Raw genomic sequence first — 22,068 nt, 5'->3', positions numbered from 1 at the left:
AAAGGAGCAACACGTGGATAACCATTCTCCACACCGAGGGGATCTGCGCAGCGCCAGGATAACTGTCCTTGTCCTGGCATTTGCCCTTATTGGCGCGATGCATGCTTACTACTACTTTGTGCGGGGGCTGCCGGTGGGGAATGATGCGCTGGCGTGGCTCCTGGCTCTTGGCGGGGCAGTGGCATTGGTGGAAGGGACCTTTCGCCTGCTGGAACGAAGGCAGGCCTCATTGGAGCGTGAGATCAACCTTTGCCTTCAGGCCGATGAGGTGCAGCGCCGGGAACAAGAGCAGTTGCGCCGCTACAATCAGGCATTGACCAGGCTGACCAGCAGTCCGCTGCTGTTCAGCGGCAACCTCGCGGCGGCTTTGCAGCAGATCACCGAGACCTCTGCCCACACCTTGGAGGTGGCGCGCGTGGGCGTGTGGATGTACGTGGAGGAGCGCACGAAGATCCGTTGTCTCAACCTCTACGAACTGGCCGCCAACCGCCACACCTCTGGTCATGAGCTGCACGCCGCCCACTACCCCGCCTATTTCCGCGCATTGGAAGAAGAACGGGTCATCCCGGCCCACGATGCGCGCGCGGACGAGAAAACCAGCGAGTTTGCGGCGGACTATTTGGAACCTCTGGGCATCACTTCCATGTTGGACGCGCCGATTCGGGTCAATGGTGTCACCGTGGGTGTGCTCTGCCACGAACATGTGGGTCCGGCGCGGCACTGGACCGTGGAGGAGCAGGCCTTTGCCAGCTCCATGGCCGACATGGTTGCCCTGGCCATGGAGGCAAGCGAGCGCTGCCGCGCCGAGGAGTCCCTGCGCGAGAGCGAGCGGAACCTCCGCAGTATCTTCGACAACATGGAAGACATCTACTTCCTTGCGGACAACTCCGGACTCCTGCGCAAACTCAGTCCGGCGGTGGAGCGCTACGGGTACAAGCGGCAGGAGCTCATCGGTAGGCACGTCGAAACGGTGTTCTTCAGCGCGGAGGAGCGTGCGGCGTTCTTGGCGGAGCTGGCCAGGCAGCGCTCGGTGAGGGATTTTGAGGTGCGCCTCAAGTACGCCGACGGTACGCCATTCCATGCCTCCGTGAGCGCCCGGTTGATCCTTGACGACGATGGGCACTGCACCGGCACCGAGGGCATTGTGCGCGACATCTCCGAACGCAAGCGCCAGGAGGCGGCGCTGAAGGAGGCGAAGTGGCTGTACGAAACCCTGGTGCGCACCTCGCCAGAAGCGATTTTGCTCGTGGACCCAGAGGGTATTTTCATGGCAGCTAATGAGCGGGCCGCCGGGCTATTTGGATTCGCCTCGCCAGGAGAGATGGTGGGCAGGCCGGCAATTGCGGTCCTGCCCGAGGAGGCACGCCGGCACGCCCGCAACATGTTGCCCTCGTGCCTTCCCGGTCAGGTCGTAGAACTGGAGCAGACTCTTCTCCGCCAGGACAAGAGCAGCTTCCTGGCCGAAGTGAGCGCCTCGGCCATCTACGCGGCTGACGGCCGGCTGCGGGGCTACGTGGCCATCGTGCGTGACGTCACTGCGCGGAAACAGGCCGAGCAGGAAATCGAGCGGCGGCAGAAGTACTTGGAGTCGGTGTTGGTCAACTCGCCCAGCGCCATCGTCACCCTGGACAACAACCACCGTGTGGTGGAGTGGAACAAGGCAGCAGAGCACATTTTCGGCTACTCCCGTGAGGAGGCTCTGGGTAAGGACATTGACGAGCTCATCGCCAAAGGAGAGGTTCGTGAGGAGGCGACGGGGCTCACCCAGCATGTGCTGAGCGGCAAGGACATCCTCGCCCACGAGGCAGTACGCCTGCGCAAGGACGGCACCCCTGTGGACGTCATCGTCTCGGGCTCGCCCATCCGCGTGGGTGACGAATTGCATGGCGTGGTGGCCGTGTACACCGACATCTCCGAGCGCAAACGCTCCCAGGCAGCTCTGCAGGAGAGCGAGGAGCGCTTCCGCAACCTGGTGGAGACCTCGCCGGACGGGATCGTCATCCACAGCCAAGGCAAGGTGCTCTTCGCCAACCGGGCAGCGGCGCGCATCCTCGGCTACGAAGGGCCGGAGGCCATGCTCGGCGGTTCGGTCATGGACTGCGTGCACCCCGACTACCGGCAGATCGTGCTCGAGCGCGTGCAGAAGATGATGGCTACCGGCGAACCGGTGCCCGCCATCGAGGAGAAGTTCCTCCGCGCCGACGGTACGGTGGTGGACGTGGAGGTTGCAGCCAGTCCCGTGGTAGTCGGCGGGCAATTGGCCTCGCAAGTGGTCTTTCGGGATATCACCGCGCGGAAGCGGGAGGAGAAGGTGCGCGAGGCCATCTACAAGCTTTCCGAGGCGGCCAACAGTGCCGACGATCTGCAGGCGCTTTTCCACTCCATCCACGCCATCGTCGGGGAACTGATGCCGGCACGCAACTTCTACATCGCGCTCCACCACCCTGAGACCGGCACGCTGAGCTTCCCCTACTTCGTGGACGAGAACGATGAGCCGCCCAAGCCGCGCAAGCTGGGCCGGGGGCTGACCGAGTATGTGCTCAAGAAAGGCACTGCGCTGTTGGTTCGGCGCGAGGGCTTTGCGGAATTGGTGGCCAGCGGTGAAATAGACGCCATCGGCACGCCCTCGGTGGATTGGTTAGGGGTCCCATTGGTCGGCACTACCGGCACCATCGGCGTGCTTGCCGTGCAGAGCTACACCGAGGGGGTACGCTTCGGCGAGGAAGAGAAGCGCATCCTGCAGTTCGTCTCCAATCAGGCGGCTATGGCCATCGAGCGCAAGCGCTCCAGCGAGCAGCTCAAGGCCTCCCTTCGGGAAAAGGAGGTGCTGCTCAAAGAGATCCACCACCGGGTCAAGAACAACATGCAGGTCATCTCCAGCATGCTCAATCTGCAATCCGGGTGCGTCGCCAACCCGGAGGTGGAGGCAGTACTCAGGGACAGCCAGAACCGCGTGCGCTCCATGGCACTCATTCACGAGAAACTCTACCAGTCGCGCGACCTGAGCAGGATCGATTTCAGCGACTACATTCGCAAGCTCACCGACGACCTGTTCCGTTCGTACAGCGTGAACCCGGAACGCATCACGCTGACCACGCACGCCGAGGAGGTGTCGCTGGGCATCGATGCCGCCATCCCTTGCGGCTTGATCATCAACGAGCTGGTCTCCAACTGCTTGAAACATGCCTTCCCGGACGGGAGAAGCGGTGAGGTGCAGGTCAGCTTGCTGCCGAAGAACGGCATGTACGAACTGAGGGTCAAAGACAACGGTGTTGGCTTTCCCAAAGACCTTGACTTTCGCAATACCGACTCGTTGGGGCTGCAGTTGGTGACGACGCTCACCGAACAATTGGACGGCACCATCGAGCTCAACTGCAACGGAGAAGGCACGGAGTTCAGGATTCTTTTCAAGCGAGATGAATAACGCCGCGTGCTGGCGCGCGCCAGGCAGGAGAAGAAAGGGCTGAGGGTAGCATGGAACCGGCAGCACGAGTGCTCATTATCGAGGATGAAATCATTGTGGCCAAGGACCTCGAAGCAATGTTACGCAACCTTGGCTACGCGGTCTGCGGGATTGTGCGCACCGGCGAGGAAGGCGTGCGCCGCGCCACGAGCGAACGGCCTGACCTGGTGTTGATGGACATCGGGCTGAAGGGAGAGATGGACGGCATCGAGGCGGCACGGCAGATAAGAGCAACCCACGATGTCCCGCTGGTCTACTTTACCGCCATCACCGATCCGGGCACTTTTCAGCGCGCCAAGCAGACCGACCCCTATGGCTTCATCTGCAAGCCCTTCGAGGAGAAGGACTTGCGGAGCATTGTGGAACTGGCGCTGCACCACGGCAGGCGGGAACGGCAGCTCAAACTCGCGCTGCGGCTCTTGCGTGCCGCGCTCAGCAGCGCAGAAGAGGCGCTCATGGTGGCCGATCTGAAGGTGGAGGTGGTCTACCTCAATGCTGCGGCAGAGGCGCTCACCGGTTGGAGCGAACACGAGGCGATCGGGTTGCCCCTGGGGGAGTTGCTGGTCTCGGCGCCAGGACAGCCCATTCCGGAGGTCGCCATGCTCGCACAGGAGGGGCTCGCTGGAGCCGTATCCGTTGCCTTCAGCCTGCTCACGCACGACGCCCCTCGTGTGGCGGTGGGTGGCACCATCCAGGCTCTGACTGATGTTGGGGTCATCGGTTACCTGCTGCGGCTGCGGCACGTCCAGACGCCTGAGCACGCGGAGGTGCCCGACGCGGGGCGGGGCTTGGCCGCAAACTGCGGCCCAAGAGCATAGGGAGGAGACCATGGCAAAGCCCTACATTCTTTTGGTGGAGGACGACCCAGACGACCGGAGGCTCACGGTGCGTCTGCTGCGCCAGGCGTACGTGCACGGTGACATCGTGACGGTGCACACGGGGACGCAGGCGCTGCAGTACCTCTTCGGCACCGGGCAGTTCGCCGGTCGAGACCTGAGCTACAAGCCGGAAATGGTCCTCTTGGACTTGGGTCTGCCAGACATGAGCGGCATGGAGGTGTTGCGCTGCCTCCAGGCAGATGAGCACACGAAGGACATACCGGTCGTGGTCCTGACCTCTTCGCACTCGGAGGAAGACCTCGTGGAATGCTATCGCCTCGGCGCAAGCAGCTACCTGCGCAAGTCGGCACAGCAGTTGGGACTATGCTGCCTGGTGAGGGGCAGCTCATTGCACGATGCGCGCCCTGCCAGTGAGGAGCACGCTCCCCTCCGCCTGTCACCCATTTCCAGTGCGAAGGACCCCAGGCGAAAGCTTAGAGCCAAGAGAAAGGCGCGGACATGAAGGAAGAACGCGAGGTGGACATCTCATCAGAATCGCCCTGCGAGGGGGCGCAGCTGGTGATCTGCATTGGGGACATCATGCGCTTTGTGGATGCCCTGGAGCTCAGGCGGCTGCTGAACAAACTCAACGGCCGCGCGGTATTGGTGGCCATGAGCCCCTGCTTGGTGGATTCGATTGTGGAGCGCATGCTGCAAGATGTCCCGCATCAGGTCTTACACCCACCGTTGGACACCCTGCGCCTGGGGCTTGCCGTGCAGCGGTTGAGCGGCGAGGGCAGCGGCCCTCTACTCTTGGTAGAGGTGACCTGCCCTGAGGACGCCGCCCGCGTGCGCCAGGCGGTGCAAGCAACAGCGAGGTGCCTGTTTACGGCCAGCGCGGACCTCCGCCAGGCGTGCGCAGTGGCACTGCCTGCCGCGAAGCGGCCCGCGACGATACGGCCGCACCAGCCTGCTGTTGCCTGAACGGAGTACGCGGCGGAGATAGCGGTCAGTGAGAACGAAACGAAGATGAGCGGAGCGGGGGCATACTGCCTCGGTGTCTTCGAACCGTGCCCGCCGGGGCATGGCCGACGCCGAAAGGGCCGTTTCGGAGCAGTTCGATACGATTGTCAGCGGATCGCTGCGCTACGGGTTGGTGATGAAGATGGTTGAGTTCATGGGAAAAGACATTGTCACGCGGAGGAGCCAGGAGGGAGCTGAGTTCACCATTGCTTCTCGGGATGTGGAGCTGGATGACCGGGTGCCGGAGCACAGTGGGTCACAACGCAGGCCGGCACCGTGGGTGGAGGTTGCGGAGGAGGAAGATGGAAACGGTCAATTCCCGGAAGAACCTGCTGAGCAATGAACCTCAGTCGGCGTGCGCCACCAAGGGGGAAAACACCACCATTGCGCTCTGCCTGACTGGACAGTGCCACGAACGCAGTAGGGGCAGGGGCAAACACCAAAAGGACTGCCGATACCGGCGCAAGTGGGCCATGAGTGCAGCCTGGGTGCTGACGACGGTCGCCCTGGCAGGCACCGCCGGCGGCCATGTAGAACCACGCGGCTTCACGCACCTGACCGTCGCCGACGGGCTGTCCGAGAATATGGTCTACTGCACGGCCCAGGATAGCAAGGGCTACCTTTGGTTTGGCACCGAAGACGGCTTGAACCGGTACGACGGGTACTCTATCCGCGTGTTTCGCTCTGACCCGCGGAAAGCGGGCTCCGCACGCGTCAATCCCCTGATCAACATCTTCACGCTGTGCGCAGATCCGCAGGGCGGCGTGTGGGTTGGCTCCTACGGCGGGGGGTTGAGCTACTACGACCCGGCAACCGAGCAATTTCGCACGTATTTGCCCGACCTCCAGGACAGCACCAGCCTGAGCAGCTTCAATGTGGCCGGCCTATGCCTTGACCATGAGGGCATCCTTTGGGTGGCCACTTTGGATGCCGGCCTCCACCGCTTTGACCGGGCCTCCGGCACCTTTGTCCATTACCGCGCTAAGGAAGGCGACCCCACTTCCCTGAGCAGCGACTTTGCGCGGTGCGTTTACGAAGACCGTTCCGGTCGCCTGTGGGTGGGCACTGACGGCGGCGGCTTGAACCTGTTCGACCGTGAGCAGGGCCGCTTCTGGCAGTACCGCCACGACCCACGAGTTCCGAAGAGCCTGATCGATGACTATGTGCGTGGTATCTGTCAGAGCAGCAGGGGCACGCTCTGGCTAGCCACCGACGGCGGCCTGGACGAGTTCGACCCGGCGAGCGGTGTGTTTATCCACCACATCGGCAGGGTGCATCCTCGCCCGGGCATCCCGGGCGAGAGGCTGTGGACGGTGCTGGAGGATGCGCAGGGGAACGTGTGGTACGGCACTCGGGGTGGCGGCCTGGTCAAATACAACCCAGCCACCGGCAGGGCGGCTCACTATGCCTACAACCCCTCCGACCCCTACTCTCTGCGCAGCGACGTCGTGTGGAGCCTGCTCCAGGACCGGAACGGTGTGCTCTGGGTGGGCACTATGAAAGGGGCCAGCTCCTACAGAGTGCACCTCAGCAAGTTTGCTCTGTACCGCCACGATCCGGACGATCCCAATTCGCTCTGCGACAACTCCGTGCGCGCGTTCGTGGAAGACCGCGATGGCGACGTCTGGATCGGCACCGACAACGGCCTGTCCCGCATGCGCCGCGGCGCGGATGGCCAGCCGTCCTTTACATCCTACTTCCTTGACACGACGCGTTTCAGCGCCACCACCGGCAGACGCGTCTTCGCCTTGGCAGAGGATTCCACCGGTAGCTTGTGGATAGGCACCTATGGCGGCGGCTTGGTGCGCATGGACCGGACCACAGGGAACATGACCCGCTACCGCGGTGACGAGGAGAACCCGCAGGCGCTGCCAGCTGACTTTGTCAGAACCTTGTACTGCGATCAAGAGGGTGTGCTCTGGGTGGGCACCACGCAGGGCCTGGCCCGCTACAACCACCGCCGCAATGACTTTACCCGCTTCACCAACGACCCGGACGATTCCACATCACTGAGTGATAACCAGGTCCTGGATATCTGTGCGGCCGATTCGGGCAGGCTGTGGATAGCCACCAGAGTTGGGCTCAACCTGTTTGACCCGCGCACTGGACGCTGCCGCCGCTATCTGCGCCAAGAAAATGACCCGCACGGTCTGAGCACCGACTACATCACCGCCGTGTACCAAGACGAGCAAGGAATCGTCTGGCTCGGCACCTTTGGCGGGGGCCTCAACCGCTTGGATATAGCCTCCGGACGCTGCGTTGTGTACGCTGAGGCAGAAGGGCTGGCCAACAACGTAGTATACGGCGTGCTCCGCGATGGCCGTGGCCGACTGTGGATGAGCACCAATGCCGGCCTGTCGCGCTTCGACCCGGCCACTGGCACCTTTCGCACCTATGGCGTGGCCGATGGCCTGCAAAGCAACGAGTTCAACGCCGGCGCCTACCTGCTGGCCCGCGACGGCACCATGTACTTTGGCGGCGTAGATGGGTTCAACTCTTTTCACCCTGAGGCGCTGCAAGACGACCCTGTGCCACCGGCAGTGCTCCTCACCGGTTTTCAGCTCTACAATCAGCCGGTGCCCATTGGTCAACCGGTGAATGGCCGTGTCCTGTTGCAGCGGGCCATCGGCGAGAGTAACTCCCTGCGTCTCTCCTATGCCGACCGAGTGCTCACCTTTGAGTTCGTCGGCTTGCACTTCCTCTGCCCGGCGCGCATCTCCTATGCGTACAAGATGGAGGGTTTTGACCGGGACTGGAACCATGTGGGCACTAGGCGGTTTGCCACCTACACCAATCTGCCTCCCGGTAAGTACCAGTTCAAGGTCAAGGCGGCGAACATGGACGGTGTGTGGAGCGAACCGGGCGTTGGCCTCGCCGTGGAAGTAGTGCCGCCATTCTGGAGCACGTGGTGGTTCAAGCTTGCAGCAGCCGTTGCGTTTACGGGCATCGGCATGGGCGCGGTGCAGTGGCGCACCAGGACCGTGCGGCGACGGAATGCCGAGCTCGAGAGGCGGGTGGCGCAGCGCACTGCCGAGCTGCGCAAGGTCAATCGCGCGCTCAGCGCGGAGGTTGCCGAACGCAAACAGGCGGAAATGGCAGTGCGCGCCGAGAGGCAGCAACTCCTGTCGGTCATGGAAAGCATCAGCGAGCCCATCTACGTGGCGGACATGGACACGTACGAAATCTTGTTCGCCAATCGCGCCCTGGAACGCGCCTTTGGCAAATCATTGGTGGGCGGCATCTGCTACCGAGAGTTCCAGGGGTTTGATGCTCCTTGCCCTTTCTGCACCAACGAGCGTGTCCGCGAGCTGGACGGGGAGCCCTACGAATGGGACTTCCACAATCCCATCGTGGACAGGGAGTACCACTTGGTCGACCGCGTCATTCGCTGGCCAGACGGGCGCAAGGTGCGGTTCGAGATGGCCATCGATGTCACCGAACGAAATCGCGCCATGGCAAAGCTCACCGCCTCGCTCAAGGAAAAGGAGGTGCTCCTCAAGGAGATTCACCATCGCGTGAAGAACAACATGCAGGTCATCTCCTCCATGCTCCGCCTGCAGGCCAGCTACATCGACGACCCGCACGCGCTTGAGTTGTTCCAGGAGAGCCAGAACCGGGTCAAGTCGATGGCGCTCATCCACGAGAAGCTGTACCAGTCGCAGGATTTGGCGCGCATCGACTTTGCCGACTACCTGCGCAACCTGACGAACCACCTGTTCCGTTCCTACAGCGGGCGGTCAGACATTTGCCTGAACATTGAGGTGAGTGACGTGCGCCTGGGCGTGGACACCGGCATCCCTTGTGGGCTCATCGTCAACGAGCTGGTGTCCAATGCGCTGAAGCATGCCTTCCCCAATGGCAGGAGCGGACAGATTACCGTGAGCCTGCAGCGCACCAACGGCACGTATGTGCTCAGCGTTAAGGACGACGGCGTGGGCTTCCCCAAGGACGTGGATTTTCGCAATACACCATCGTTGGGATTGCAATTGGTCAATACCTTAACCACGCAGCTTGAGGGCGAAGTGGAACTCATCGCCAATGGCCAAGGGACTGAGTTCCGCATCACTTTCGACCCAGGTCGGCATGAGTTACGGGAGCTGCGCAGCACGGCGTAGTAACGCGAGGAAAGGGGAAAATGGAACAGAGAGAGAAAATCCTCATTGTTGAGGACGAGAGCCTGGTGGCCGCCGACTTGGCGCGGCTCCTGGAAAAGCTCGGTTACCAAGTCACCGGCCGGGTCGCGTCCGGAAAGGCGGCACTTGCGTCCGTAGAACAGGAGCGCCCGGACCTTGTCCTCATGGACATCGGTCTGAGGGGCGAGCTGGACGGCATCCAGACGGCCGAGCAGCTCGCCAGGTGCTACGGCATACCGGTGGTCTTTCTCACCGCCCATTCGGACGACGCGACGCTTGAACGAGCCAAGCAGGCGCAGCCTTTTGGCTTCGTGCTCAAACCTTTTGACGAGCGCGAGGTGCGCGCCACCGTGGAAATGGCGCTCCATCGCCACCAATTGGAGCAGGTCCTGCACGATCGCGAGCAGCGCCTGGCGGCCATCATCGAGGGAATGAACGAGGGGTTGCTCTACTGCGACGGACAGGGGCTGGTTCGTTTCGCCAATCGACGTTTCTGCGCGATGGTCGGCTACGAGCTCGAGGAGTTAGTCGGGGCGAATGGTGTCGGTCTGTTTGTTCCTGAGCAGGAGCGGGGCGCGGCGCAGACGTGGATAGATGCCTGCCTGCATGGGGATTTGGCGGAGCACGAGACCCCACTGCAGAGGAAAAACGGCGAGCGGTTCTGGGCACGCTGCACTTGGGCTCCGCTCCACGACCCACAGGGCAAGGTGATGGGCACCGTGGCCTTGGTTGCCGACATCACCGATCAGCGGCGGGCCATGACCCTGCTCTCCTTGCTTTACCGGATCTCCAATGCCGCCACACGCGCGGCCAGTTTGCAAGAGCTCTTTCGGGAAATCCACAGCGCTTTAGTAGAAGCGGTGGATACGACCAACTTCTTCGTCGGCCTTTATGATGCCGAGAAGGATGAAGTCACCTTCCCGTACTGGGTGGACGAGAGAGGTAGCTACGCAAAACCACTTTCGCTTTCTGAAGGCGACTCGCTCTGCGCGCGGGTGATTCACGGGCGCTGCCCGCTGTTAGTGAGGGGGCCAGAGCTTGACGAGCTGGTGGGCAGTGGCCAGCTCACGCTCAGGGGCAGCAGACCCGAGGTCTGGTTGGGGGTGCCGCTCGTGGAGGGAGAGGAAGTCATCGGCTTGATTGCCGTGCAGAGCTACCGGGATCCCCACCTTTACAGCGAGCGCGACGTCGAGCTGCTGGAAGTGGTTTCCAACCAGATCGCCGGGGCCATTCGGCGCAAGCGCGCGGAAGAGGAACTCCGACGCAGCGAGGAGAAGTACCGCCTCCTGGTGGAAAACGTCAACGATGCCATCGTCATCAGCCAAGATGACCGATTTGTCTTCTTCAATTCGCAGTTTGCCCGCCTGCTGGGTTACGAACCGCACGAGCTGATGAACAAGGACTACCGCGACGTCTACACCGAGCGAGGGGTGGCCTTGCTCATGGAGCGGCAGCGTCGCCGGCGCGCCGGAGAGGAGGTCCCCAGTCGCTATGAAACCGCCTTCCGCCGCAAAGACGGCACCGAGGTGGAGGTGGAGGCCAACGTCACCATCATCACCTATCAGGGGCGGCTGGCGACCTTTGCGGTCATTCGCGACATCACCGAGCGCAAGCAGGCACAAGCCGCGTTGGAGCGCCGCGCCCTGCAGTTGCAGACCGCCGCGGAGGTGGCACGCGCCGCCACCAGCATCCTCGACCCCGACGAGCTCGTTGCGGAAGTGGTCAACCTGGTCCGCGAACGCTTTGCCCTCAACTACGTGGGCCTGTACTTGCTGGACGAGAGCGGTCAGTGGGCGGTGCTGCGCGCCGGTACCGGGCCACGAGGGCAGCAGATGGTGGAGCGGGGCTACAGAATACCCCTGCGCGGCAAGTCGATGATCGGCTGGTGCATCACCAACGCCCAAGTGCGCGTGGCGCAGCGCGTGGAGGACGACCCGCTCCATCTGCAGAACCCATTTCTGCCGGAAACGCGTTCGGAGGTCGCGCTGCCCTTGATCGCCCGCGGTCAAGTCCTCGGCGCCATGACCATCCAGAGCGCCCAGGAAGCGGCCTTCTCGGATGAAGACATCGCAGCCTTGCGTATCATCGCAGACCATGTCGCCACCGCGCTCGTCAATGCGCGGCTGTACAAGGCCTTGGCCGATGAGCAGGCGTTGATGCGAGCGCTCATGGATTCGATCCCCGACAACATCTACTTCAAAGATTCGCAGAGCCGGTTCATCCGGGTGAGTAAGTCGCTCGTGGCAAAGTTTGGCCTCGACGACGAGGCGCAGGTGTTAGGCAAGAGTGACTTTGACTTTTTCAGCGAGGAGCATGCGCGCGCCGCATACGAGGATGAGCAGAAAATCATCCGCACTGGTGAACCCATCCTGGGCATAGAGGAAAAGGAGACCTGGCCGGATGGCTCAGTGACCTGGGTGCGTACGTCCAAACTGCCGCTTCGCGACAGCGAAGGACGTATCATCGGCACGTTTGGCATTTCCGCGGACATTACGGCGCGCAAGCGGGCAGAGCAGGCGCTGGCCGAGGAGCGCAATCTGCTGCGCACGCTCATCGACAGCCTCCCCGATAGCATCTACGCCAAGGACGCGGAGTTGCGCTTTACCCTGAACAATGCTGCGCACCTCCATGCCCTAGGCGCGCAGTCGCAGGCAGAAGCACTGGGCAAGACGGACTTTGACTTTCGCCCGCCCGAGTTAGCGGAGCGCTATGCAGCAGAAGACCACGCCGTCTTGGAATCCGGACAGGCGACCGTCAACAGGGAAGAGGAGACGGTGCTTCCGAACGGCGAGCCGGGGTGGCTGCTCTGCACCAAGGTACCCCTGCTTGATGCCGAAGGAAAGACGGTCGGGCTGGTGGGCATAAGCCGCGACATTACCGCCCAGAAAAAGGCCCAGATGGCCCTGCAAGCCTCTCTGCGCGAGAAAGAGGTGCTGCTCAAGGAGATCCACCACCGCGTCAAGAACAACATGCAGGTCATCTCTTCCATGCTGCGCCTGCAGTCCAACAACATCGAAGACCCCAAGACTTTGGAGCTCTTCAACGAAAGCCAGAATCGCGTGCGCTCCATGGCCCTCATTCACGAACAGCTGTACCGTTCGAATGATCTGTCGCGCATTGACTTTGCTACCTATGTGCGCACGCTCACCGGCCAGGTGGCGCGTTCCTACGAGAGCAATGTCAACATCAGCCTGGTGGTGGAGGCGGAAGGCATCTCCCTTGGGGTGGACGCTGGCATCCCCTGCGGGTTGATCATCAACGAGCTGGTGTCCAATGCCTTCAAGCACGCCTTCCGCGGACGCGACTCCGGCACCATTCAGGTGCGCATGTACCGCGAGGATGACAAGATCGTGTTGCGCGTGCGAGACGACGGCGTGGGCTTTCCCAAGGAGGTGGACTTTCGCAACACCGAGTCGTTGGGCATGCAGTTAGTCACCACGCTCACCGATCAGCTGGACGGAACGATCGAGCTGGTGAGCGAAGGGCAGGGCACCGAGTTCGTCATCACCTTCCCGGACTCGCGCTGAGGGACGCAGGGAAAAGCCTCAGCGCGGAGGGAAGAGCGCCATAGGCTTGTGTGCATGGCAGCGCGATGACGCCTATGGGTCGAGCGACGATGGACGACAAAGCGAAAATACTCGTGGTCGAGGATGAACAGATCGTGGCGCTGGACATGAAAGGGATGTTGCAGCGCCTGGGGTATGTGGTGACCGGGCTCGCTGCCACGGGCGAGCAGGCCATCGACAAGGCGGGCCTGACCAGGCCGGACTTGGTGTTGATGGACATCAAGCTGCGCGGGGAAATGGACGGTGTGCAGGCTGCCCAGGAGATTAAGGCGCGCTACGGCATCCCGGTAATCTATCTCACTGCCAATACCGACCCGGAGACCTATGAGCGCGCCATGGCCACCGGGCCTGTCGGCTACCTGCAGAAGCCGTTCGAGCTCGAAGTGCTGGCGGCTGCGCTTGCTAAGGCCCTGCAGGCGACAACCGCTGGCGCATCGGCCGGCTCTCCCAGTGCGGACGCGTGCAAAGATGAGTGCGTGCAGGAGATTCCCGTGACCGAGGGTGGAGGGAAAGCATGAGTGAGAAGCCTCGCATCTTGATCGTGGAAGACGAGGCGATCGTCGCCCGGGACGTGGAGGGCATGCTGCGCGATCTGGGCTACCAGGTGGTAGGTATCGCTGCCACCGGGGAGCAGGCCATCGATAAGGCCAAAGCCACGCAGCCAGACTTGGTGCTGATGGACATCAAGCTGCGCGGTGCGATCGATGGTGTCCAGGCTGCTGAGGAGATTGTCACCTCGGTGGGGGTGCCGGTTATCTTTGTCACTGCCAATTCCGACGACCTCACCCTGCAACGGGCAAAGATTACGACCCCCTTTGGCTACGTGCTGAAGCCGTTCGAGCCACGGGAGCTCCACATCGCCATCGAGATTGCCTTGTACCGGCATGCGGCGGAGCGGGAACTTGCCAGGGTCCACAAGCAGAACGAAGAACTTTTGGCAGCAGTGCCCTCGGTGCTCATCGGTGTCGATGCCGAAGGCCGGGTAGTGCACTGGAACAAGCAAGCCGAAGCGGTGTTTGCAATCCCTGCGGCGCAGGCCGTGGGACAACGTTTTCGGGACTGTCCGTTGCGTTGGTCATGGTCAGCCATAGAGGAGCAGATTGCCCTTTGCCTCGAAAGCAGAACCACCGTGTCCCTGAAGGAATTTCGCTACCAGCGTCCAGACGAGCGCGAAGGGTTTTTGAACGTGACCATCAGCCCCTACCACACGCGCGGCGGCGGGCCGACCGGGTTCTTGGTAGCGGCCGAGGAGGTCACCGAGCACAAGATCCTGCAGCAGCAGCTGCTGCAGGCGCAAAAATTGGAGTCAATAGGCCAGTTAGCCGCAGGTATTGCGCACGAGATCAATACGCCCACCCAGTTCATCGGCGACAATACCCGTTTCCTGCGTGACTCCTTTGCCGGCCTTCTGAGCCTGATGCACAAGTATCGAGAGCTGAAAGAGGCGGCGCGGCAGGTGGAGGCGTGCCAGGAGCTGGCGTCCAGCATTGACGCGTTGGAAAGAGAGGTCGACCTCGATTACCTGGCGGGTGAAATCCCCTTGGCCATTGACCAGACGCTCGAGGGGGTGGAGCGGGTGGCGCACATCGTGCAGGCCATGCGCGCCTTCTCCCATCCCGGTGGGCCGGGGAAGACGGCAGTGGACTTGAACAAGGCCATCGAGACCACGGTGACGGTGGCCCGCAACGAGTGGAAGTACGTGGCAGAGCTGGAGCTGGCCTTGGACCAGAGCCTGCCACAAATCCAGGGTTTGCCAAACGAGCTCAATCAGGTCATTCTCAACATTCTGCTCAATGCGACCCACGCCATCAAGGACGTGGTGGGCGCGCGGCCGGAGCGCAAGGGGAAAATCACCATCAGCACGCAGCGCAGCAACGGCTGGGTGGAGATGCGCATCAGCGACACAGGGCCGGGCATCCCTGCGGCCATCCGTCATCGCATCTTCGACCCGTTCTTCACGACCAAGCCCGTGGGCACCGGCACAGGCCAGGGTTTGGCAATCGCCCACTGCGTGGTCGTCGAAAAGCACAAAGGTTCCATCAGCTTCGAAACCGAGGAGGGCAAGGGGACGACCTTCATCGTACGCTTGCCTATCAATGGGGACCAGCGGGAAGAGAGCGATGAAGAGGCGCATTCTGTTTGTGGACGATGAGCCGAAGGTGCTGCAAGGGCTGCAGCGCCTACTGCATCCCATGCGCGCGGAATGGGAGATGCGCTTTGTGACCAGCGGCGAGGAGGCGCTTGCCGTTCTGCAGGCTGAGCCGTTCGACGTGGTGGTCACCGACATGCGCATGCCCGGCATCGACGGGGCCGAACTCTTGGAGCGCGTGCGGCAGATGCAGCCCCAGACGGTGCGCATCGTGCTGTCCGGCTACTCCGACCGCGAGACCGTGTTGCGCTCCGTGGGGACCGCGCACCAATACCTGGCCAAGCCCTGCGACTCGGAGTTGCTCCGCAGAGTCATCAGGCGGGCGTGCGGCCTGCGGCGGGTGCTCGCCGAAGAACGACTCACCAGATTGGTGGCGAACATGACTACCCTGCCGAGTCTGCCGACACTCTACCAAAGGGTGTTGGCAGAGCTGCAGGCCCCGGGCGGCTCCATTCACACCGTAGGCGAATTGGTCGCCAAGGATGTCGGGATGACGGCCAAGGTGTTGCAACTGGTCAACTCGGCCTATTTTGGCCTGCAGCAATCCATTGGTGACCCAGTGCAGGCGACGATTTACCTGGGAATGGAAACGGTGCGCGCGCTTGTGCTGGCCGTGGGGGTCTTTGCGCAACTGGAGCAGTGCAAGATGGCGGGCCTCAGTTTGCAGTCCGTGGAGGAGCACAGCATGCGCGTGTGCGCCGTGGCGCGGCACCTCGCCCTGCGCTGGGGTGGCGACTCCCGCTTCGTGAACGAGGCGCTCATGGCGGGAATGTTGCACGATGCCGGCAAGCTGGTCCTTGCGGCCAATTTCCCCAGCGAGTATGAGAAGGCGGTGAAGGCCGCCAAAGAACGGGGCCTCAGTCTGCAGCGCGCCGAAGAGGAGCACTTTGGCGCCGGCCACGCGCAGGTGGGAGCCTATCTCCTCGGGCTGTGGGGCCTCCCCGACCCGGTGGTGGAAGCGTTGGCCTATCATCATGCGCCGCAGCGCTGCGAAGGCAGCCAGCTCAGCCCTCTTGCCGCAGTGCACATCGCCAACGTCCTGGACCGTGCGCGTGAGTTGGGAAATGCGGAGGATCACGAGGAGCTTGACCAGGAGTACTTGGCCAGACTTGGCCTGAGGTGCACCCTGCCTGAATGGCAGGAACTGTGCACCGCACCGGACAGCCAGGGAGTTGCGCCATGAACGAGCGCATCCTGTGCGTCGATGATGACGCGAACATCCTCGCCGGGTATCAGCGCATTCTCCATGCTCGCTTCGCGCTGGACACCGCACGGGGTGGCAAAGAAGCCCTTGTCAAGTTTGAGCGGGACGGGCCTTACGCCGTGGTCGTGTCGGACCTGCGCATGCCCGACATGGATGGCATCGCCGTGCTCAGCAAGGTGCGGGAGATGAGCCCGGACACGGTGCGCATCGTGCTCACTGGCTACGCGGACATCCAGATGGCCATGGCGGCGGTCAATGAAGGGAGCGTCTTCCGCTTCCTCACCAAGCCTTGCCCACCTGAACACCTGGCCAAGGCCCTGCAGGCAGCGCTGCAACAGTACCACCTGCAGCGCGCCGAACGGGAACTGCTGGAGCTCACCTTGCGCGGCGTGGTGGACGTCCTGAGCGAGGTCTTGGCGATGGTCAACCCGCTGGCGTTCAGCCAGAGCACCAGGCTCAAGCGCGTTGTGCGGCACATTGCGCAATCCCTTGGCCTGCAGGACCAGTGGCAGTATGAAGTTGCCGCTTCCCTCTCGCAGATAGGCTGCTTGGTGCTGCCGCAAGACTTGCTGGAGAAGGTGTATGCGGATCTGCCGCTCAGCGAGGAGGAGCGCGAGATGTATGCCTCGCGCACCATGGTGGCGCAAAAGCTCTTGCGGGCCATCCCTCGGCTGGAGAAGGTCACAGCCATGATCGCCCGCCAGGACGAACGCTTCCCGAAATGCAAAGAACTTGCGGAGCTCCTAAGCTCTGAGCCCGAGGTAGTGGGGGCGCAGATGATTAAGGTGGCCCTTGCTTTCGACAACAGACTCCTGGCTGGCGCCAGTCACGAGCAGGCCATTGGCGCCCTGGCCATGCAGGACGAAGACTACCAACCCTTGCTGGTCGCCACCCTCTTTTCCATGCCCTCGCTGCGCGTGGAGATGGAAGAGGTGTTCGTGCGGGTGCGCGACCTGAACACGACCATGGTGCTCGCCGAGGATGTGTTTACGCGCAATGGCCTCTTGCTTGCAAAAGATGGACAGGAAGTGAGTCTGGCTCTCCTGCATAGACTGCAGAACTTTGCCAAACGGATTGGCGTCAGGGAGCCAATCCGCGTGTTGGTGCCGAAGGTCAAAGAAGAGGTCACGGTGGATCGGGCGGAAAGGCAGGGGTATGGCGCATAAGGTCCTCTTTGTGGATGACGAGCCGCATGTGCTGGCTGCACTTCGCCGCTCTTTGCGGAAAGAGCCCTACGAGATCCTCTGTGCCACCTCGGCGGCAGAGGCGCTGCGCCTCATTGCCAGCACCCCTGTGGACGTGGTAGTCTCTGATGAGCAGATGCCGGGGATGAGTGGGTCCGAGCTCTTGGCAGAGGTGCGGCGCCGCTACCCCAACACAGTGCGGATGATGCTCAGTGGCAAGGCCACCTTGGAGGGAGCAATCCGCGCCATCAATGAGGGAGCCATCTATCGTTTCTTCATCAAGCCGTGCGACGAGGTCGACCTGGCGACCACCATCCGGCACGCCTTGGAGCACAAGGACCTGGTGGAGGAGAACCGGCGGCGCACTGCAGAGCTGGCCGAGGCGAACAAGGAGTTGGAGTCGTTCAATTACACCGTCTCGCACGACTTGCGCTCGCCGCTGCAATGCATCGAGGGATTTGCCCATGCGCTGCTGGAAGACTATGCCGACCAGCTCGATGAGCAAGGTAGGCAGTACCTCCGCCATTTGCGGGCAGCAGCCCAGCGCATGACCCAGCTCGTCAACGACCTGCTGCAGTTTTCGCGCAGCCACCGGGGGGAGCTCCGTTACGGGCGGGTGGACCTCACGGCCATGGCCAAACAGATCGCCGCCGATCTGAGCTTCGCCCACCCCGAGCGGCAGGTGCACTTTGTGATCGCCGAGGGGATGACCGCGTGGGCAGATGAGGGCTATCTCCGGGTTGTTCTGGAGAATCTGATTGGAAACGCGTGGAAGTTTACCTCCAAGCACGAAACGGCTACCATAGAAGTTGGCCAGCTGCGCGAGCATCGCCCACCCCAGGCAGAAGGGCAAGCGGTCTTCTTTGTGCGCGACGATGGCGCTGGCTTCGACCCGACCTATGCAGATAAGCTTTTCGTTCCGTTTCAGCGGCTGCACTCGTTGAGCGAGTTCGAAGGAAACGGCATTGGTTTGGCCACCGTGCAGCGCGTGGTGGCCAGGCATGGTGGCAAAGTGTGGGCTGAAGGGCAAGTGGAGCAGGGGGCGACCTTCTACTTCACCCTTCCGGAGCATGAGGGTAGCACAGATGGAGAGACGGCGAATACTGCTTGTGGAGGACGATCCGGCAGACGAGGCGCTGACCATGCGCGCCTTGCGCCGGAGCAGTGTGCCCTGTGAGGTCAAGATTGTCCGGGACGGGGCAGAGGCCTTGGACTATCTCCTTTGCCAGGGCCACTACGAGGGACAGACGCTTGAGGCCTTGCCGGACCTGGTCCTCTTGGACCTCAGGCTCCCGAAGATCGATGGCCTGGAGGTCCTGCGACGCATCCGCAGCCACGAGCGCACCAAGGACCTGAAGGTGGTAGTGCTCACTGCTTCTGAGGCTGAACAGGACTTGGTGCAGGCATACGGCTTGGGCGCGACAAGCTATCTGCGCAAGGCGGTGCGGCAGTTGGGTTTGGCGTGGCTTCTCAATAGCGAAACCGCCGGCCCACAGGGCCAACGTCACTGAGGTGGTCGTCATCGCGATCAAATGGGACGAGCAGCTTTCGCCTTGAGGGCTGGGGCTGGCAACCGTGGACTCTTGGTCGTAGGTAGCTCCGCAATGGTAGTCGTGGCTTTTGCACTGCTCAATGCCTGGACGGTGGTGGCGACACCGTGGCTCTTCCCCGGAGGCGTCGTCCCCGCATCGCAGTGGTCCGCCATCGCGCATGGGATGCATTCAACCAGGTCAGGGGAGTCGGACGTGGCGCGAGCGTCGCTCAGGACAGCGCCGGGATGTTTCCACCGCGCCTGTTCCGCGCTTTTTGCGCCGGAGGAGGAAGGAGCGAAGCATGGGACAGATGCTGGTGATACTCTGCTGTGGCTGCAGAGCGAGGGCGTAGGAAACTTTCCGCAGGGGGGAGGGAGCCTTGTTCGGCAGGAGAACGCAGCCGAAAGATTGCGAGTTTGCTGGGTTTGGGCGCCTGCCAGAGCCGTGCTCGTTGTTTGCCGTGCTGGTGAAGTGCAGTGGGGGGCGAGGCACCAGCTCTCCATCCGCCGGCTGCATGCCTTGCTAAGGTGGCAGAGAGTCTTGTCGGACCCCGAGGCGGGGATGCTGTGCCAGGCAGGGTTGGTCCCTGACTTAGTCGGCGGTGGGGACGTTACTTCAGACCGGAGGCGGTGGGACAGAGCGGTGCTGCTCTTGGTCGTGGCCGGGCTGGGGATGGCAGCCCACATCCTCCTTGGCCGCTCCTCGCGCGCCAGGACCCTTGAGCTGCAGCGCCTGAATTTGCAACTGACCAAGGAGATCGCCGAGCGCCAGAGTGCCGAGCGCAAGTTGCGAGAGGCCCACGAGGAGTTGGAAAGACGGGTGGCCGAACGCACGGCAGAACTGATTGCAGCCAATGCCGTGTTGCGATGCGAGATCCAGGAGCGACAAAAGGTCGAACAGGCCCTGAAGGAGCGGCTGGCATTCGAAGACCTCATCGCCAAGCTGGCGACCGATTTGGTGCGGCTGCGCGCTGATGAGATGCGGGAGGGGATCACCGCAGCGCTGGCGGCCGTCGGCTCCTTCACCGGCGTTGACCGCGCTTATGTGTTCGTCTTTTCGGATGGTGGCACCACCATGAGCTGCACCCATGAGTGGGTCGCCGAAGGGATAAGCGCCGAGATCGATAACCTGCAGGCGCTCCCCGTCGAGGCCTTTCCATGGTGGATGAGCAGGCTGCGTGCCATGCAGAACATCTACATCCCGTGTGTGGCCTCCCTCCCGGAAGAGGCGGCCGCAGAAAAGGAAATCCTCCAGGCCCAGAGCATCCAGAGCCTCATCGCGGTGCCCATGGTTTCCGGGGGCGAACTCATTGGCTTCGTTGGTTTCGACTCTGTGCGTTCGCAGCGCTCATGGCCAGAGTCTTATTTTGTCCTCCTCCGCGTGCTGGGCGAGATATTGGGCAACGCTATTGCCAGGAAGCGCGCCAAGGACCAGCTCCGGCGCACCGAGGAACGCTTCCGGGCCATCGTGGAAGGAACCCAAGCCTTCCTGATGAACGTCGACTTGCGCGGGCGGATTACCTATGCCAATGAGGCAGCAGTGCGCGCCTTGGGCTTCACCAGCCAAGAGGAGTTGCTCGGACAGCGCTACCTACGCTTCGTCCACCCGGATGACCGGCCACGCGTCGCCCAGGCTTACAAGCAGCAAGTCCTCACCAGGCAGAGGTCTCTATTCCTCGAGTTTCGCACTGTCGACAAGCACGGCCAGGTGCGCTGGTTCAGTTTCATGACCAACCCGATGATTGAAGGCGATGAAGTTGTGGGACAGAACGGCGTTGCCCAGGACATCACGGCGCGCAAGATGGCCGAGGAGACGCTGGCGGCCTCGCTGCGCGAAAAGGAGATGCTCCTCAAGGAGATCCACCACCGCGTGAAGAACAATATGCAGGTGGTTTGTAGCCTGCTCAACCTGCAATGCGATCGGGTTACCTCGCCGGAGGCTGCGCAGGCCCTGCGCGACAGCCAGAACCGCGTCAAGTCCATGGCCCTCATTCACGAGAAGCTGTACCGCTCGGCGAGCCTGTCCCGCATCGACTTTGGCGAATACCTGCAAAGCTTGGTGAGCGGCTTGGTGCGCTCCTACGCCACCAATGGCCGGGTGGGCACCGAACTCGCCGTGGAGAAGGTCGAGCTGGGCGTAGACCAGGCGATCCCCTGTGGGCTCATTGTCAACGAGCTGGTGAGTAACGCTCTCAAGCATGCCTTCCCTGAGCAGCAGGAAGGGATGATCCGCGTACGTTTCCAGCGGGAAGACGGCAGGTGCCTGCTGGCCGTTGCCGACAACGGCGTTGGCTTCCCCTCTGCACTTGACTTCCGTGCGACGAATTCCCTGGGCATGCAACTGGTGACCACCCTCGTGGACCAGCTCGAGGGGGAAATCCAGCTCTTGAGGGACGGCCCGGGCACCCATTTCAGCATCAGTTTTCCTGCGCCGTAGCCTGGTTGTCCTTCTCGCGGAAGCGAAGAGCAGCTCTCTGCCAAGCGGCCAGTGATAGGGGGCGCATTGCGATGCGACCACCAGAGGCGTCTGCGACGAAGCGCGACGCAGTCAGCGAAGAACGCCTCCCCGACCGCGTGAAAGTATTGGTTTGCTCGCGTGACCCGCCCAGCACCGCCTGCGAAAGTGCGTCGTTTGCGCGGGGGCTGCCTGCCCACGAGCTCCTGTCGCTCCCTTCGCCGTCTTGATGCTTTCCCAAGAGCACCGCGCCAGAAACCTCTCGCCTCGCCTTGTCTTCTTCCGCCCGCGAGTTCCCACAGCGCCTCAGCCGCTTGATCCCGGTCCCTGCGCCTCCAACCGCATGACGACTGGGAACGTCCCTCAATAGGAAAAAAGGTTCCCTGGGGAGAAGAAACTCCCTACCCTTGTTTCCGGATATGGCCGGAGACTCGTTTGGGGCGTCTTCGAGCGCCATTGCTATCTCTTTGTTTTGCTAAGGTTGCGGCTCTCTTTCCCCGGGTGTGGTCAACGTCCCGGCAGTGGCACGTCTGTTGCCAAAA

14 protein-coding genes are annotated in these 22,068 nt (G+C 62.3%); all 14 read left to right on the top strand.

Translation table 11 applies throughout. The annotated features are described in order from the left end of the window. Positions 1–13: 13 nt before the first annotated feature. The 14 genes from H5U38_01285 to H5U38_01220 all read left to right on the top strand — a co-directional run bounded on the left by H5U38_01285 (position 14) and on the right by H5U38_01220 (position 21,508). Positions 14–3,424, top strand: coding sequence for a PAS domain S-box protein (locus H5U38_01285; GenBank protein ID MBC7185646.1), 3,411 nt, complete (start codon positions 14–16; stop codon positions 3,422–3,424). A 50-nt stretch (positions 3,425–3,474) separates the two neighbouring features. After that, on the top strand, positions 3,475–4,281 hold the full coding sequence (locus H5U38_01280; protein ID MBC7185645.1) for a response regulator: 807 nt from the start codon (positions 3,475–3,477) through the stop codon (positions 4,279–4,281). A 10-nt stretch (positions 4,282–4,291) separates the two neighbouring features. Then, the gene (locus H5U38_01275; GenBank protein MBC7185644.1) at positions 4,292–4,804 is read left to right on the top strand and encodes a response regulator; all 513 of its coding nucleotides are present in this window, start codon (positions 4,292–4,294) and stop codon (positions 4,802–4,804) included. After that, the gene (locus H5U38_01270; GenBank protein ID MBC7185643.1) at positions 4,801–5,265 is read left to right on the top strand and encodes a hypothetical protein; all 465 of its coding nucleotides are present in this window, start codon (positions 4,801–4,803) and stop codon (positions 5,263–5,265) included. Before H5U38_01275 ends, H5U38_01270 begins: the two co-directional genes overlap by 4 nt. Positions 5,266–5,338: 73 nt before the next feature. After that, positions 5,339–5,647 (top strand): hypothetical protein, encoded by a 309-nt coding sequence (locus tag H5U38_01265; GenBank protein MBC7185642.1) that lies wholly within the window; start codon positions 5,339–5,341, stop codon positions 5,645–5,647. Then, positions 5,607–9,419 (top strand): ATP-binding protein, encoded by a 3,813-nt coding sequence (locus H5U38_01260; protein MBC7185641.1) that lies wholly within the window; start codon positions 5,607–5,609, stop codon positions 9,417–9,419. Before H5U38_01265 ends, H5U38_01260 begins: the two co-directional genes overlap by 41 nt. Positions 9,420–9,439: 20 nt before the next feature. After that, positions 9,440–12,964 carry a PAS domain S-box protein gene (locus tag H5U38_01255; protein ID MBC7185640.1) on the top strand — a complete coding sequence of 1,175 codons (3,525 nt, stop codon included), beginning with the start codon at positions 9,440–9,442 and terminating at the stop codon, positions 12,962–12,964. Between the two features lie 89 nt (positions 12,965–13,053). Next, a complete protein-coding gene (locus H5U38_01250; GenBank protein MBC7185639.1) occupies positions 13,054–13,521 on the top strand; it encodes a response regulator in 468 nt (155 codons plus the stop codon). Continuing rightward, positions 13,518–15,155, top strand: coding sequence for a response regulator (locus H5U38_01245; GenBank protein MBC7185638.1), 1,638 nt, complete (start codon positions 13,518–13,520; stop codon positions 15,153–15,155). The genes H5U38_01250 and H5U38_01245 overlap by 4 nt, the downstream gene beginning before the upstream one ends. Then, the gene (locus H5U38_01240) at positions 15,124–16,335 is read left to right on the top strand and encodes an HDOD domain-containing protein (protein ID MBC7185637.1); all 1,212 of its coding nucleotides are present in this window, start codon (positions 15,124–15,126) and stop codon (positions 16,333–16,335) included. Before H5U38_01245 ends, H5U38_01240 begins: the two co-directional genes overlap by 32 nt. Next, the gene (locus tag H5U38_01235) at positions 16,332–17,522 is read left to right on the top strand and encodes a response regulator (GenBank protein ID MBC7185636.1); all 1,191 of its coding nucleotides are present in this window, start codon (positions 16,332–16,334) and stop codon (positions 17,520–17,522) included. The genes H5U38_01240 and H5U38_01235 overlap by 4 nt, the downstream gene beginning before the upstream one ends. Before the next feature lie 220 nt (positions 17,523–17,742). Continuing rightward, positions 17,743–18,717 carry a hypothetical protein gene (locus H5U38_01230; GenBank protein ID MBC7185635.1) on the top strand — a complete coding sequence of 325 codons (975 nt, stop codon included), beginning with the start codon at positions 17,743–17,745 and terminating at the stop codon, positions 18,715–18,717. After that, positions 18,626–19,051, top strand: coding sequence for a response regulator (locus tag H5U38_01225; protein MBC7185634.1), 426 nt, complete (start codon positions 18,626–18,628; stop codon positions 19,049–19,051). The genes H5U38_01230 and H5U38_01225 overlap by 92 nt, the downstream gene beginning before the upstream one ends. Positions 19,052–19,612: 561 nt before the next feature. Beyond that, positions 19,613–21,508, top strand: coding sequence for a PAS domain S-box protein (locus H5U38_01220; protein MBC7185633.1), 1,896 nt, complete (start codon positions 19,613–19,615; stop codon positions 21,506–21,508). The last annotated feature ends 560 nt before the right edge of the window (positions 21,509–22,068 follow it).

It is taken from the genome of Calditrichota bacterium (assembly GCA_014359355.1).
Taxonomy (GTDB): Bacteria; Zhuqueibacterota; Zhuqueibacteria; order JANLFK01; family Oleimicrobiaceae; genus Oleimicrobium.
The sequence above is the reverse complement of the archived record's forward strand: the minus strand, read 5'-3'. Positions and strand labels throughout refer to the sequence as shown.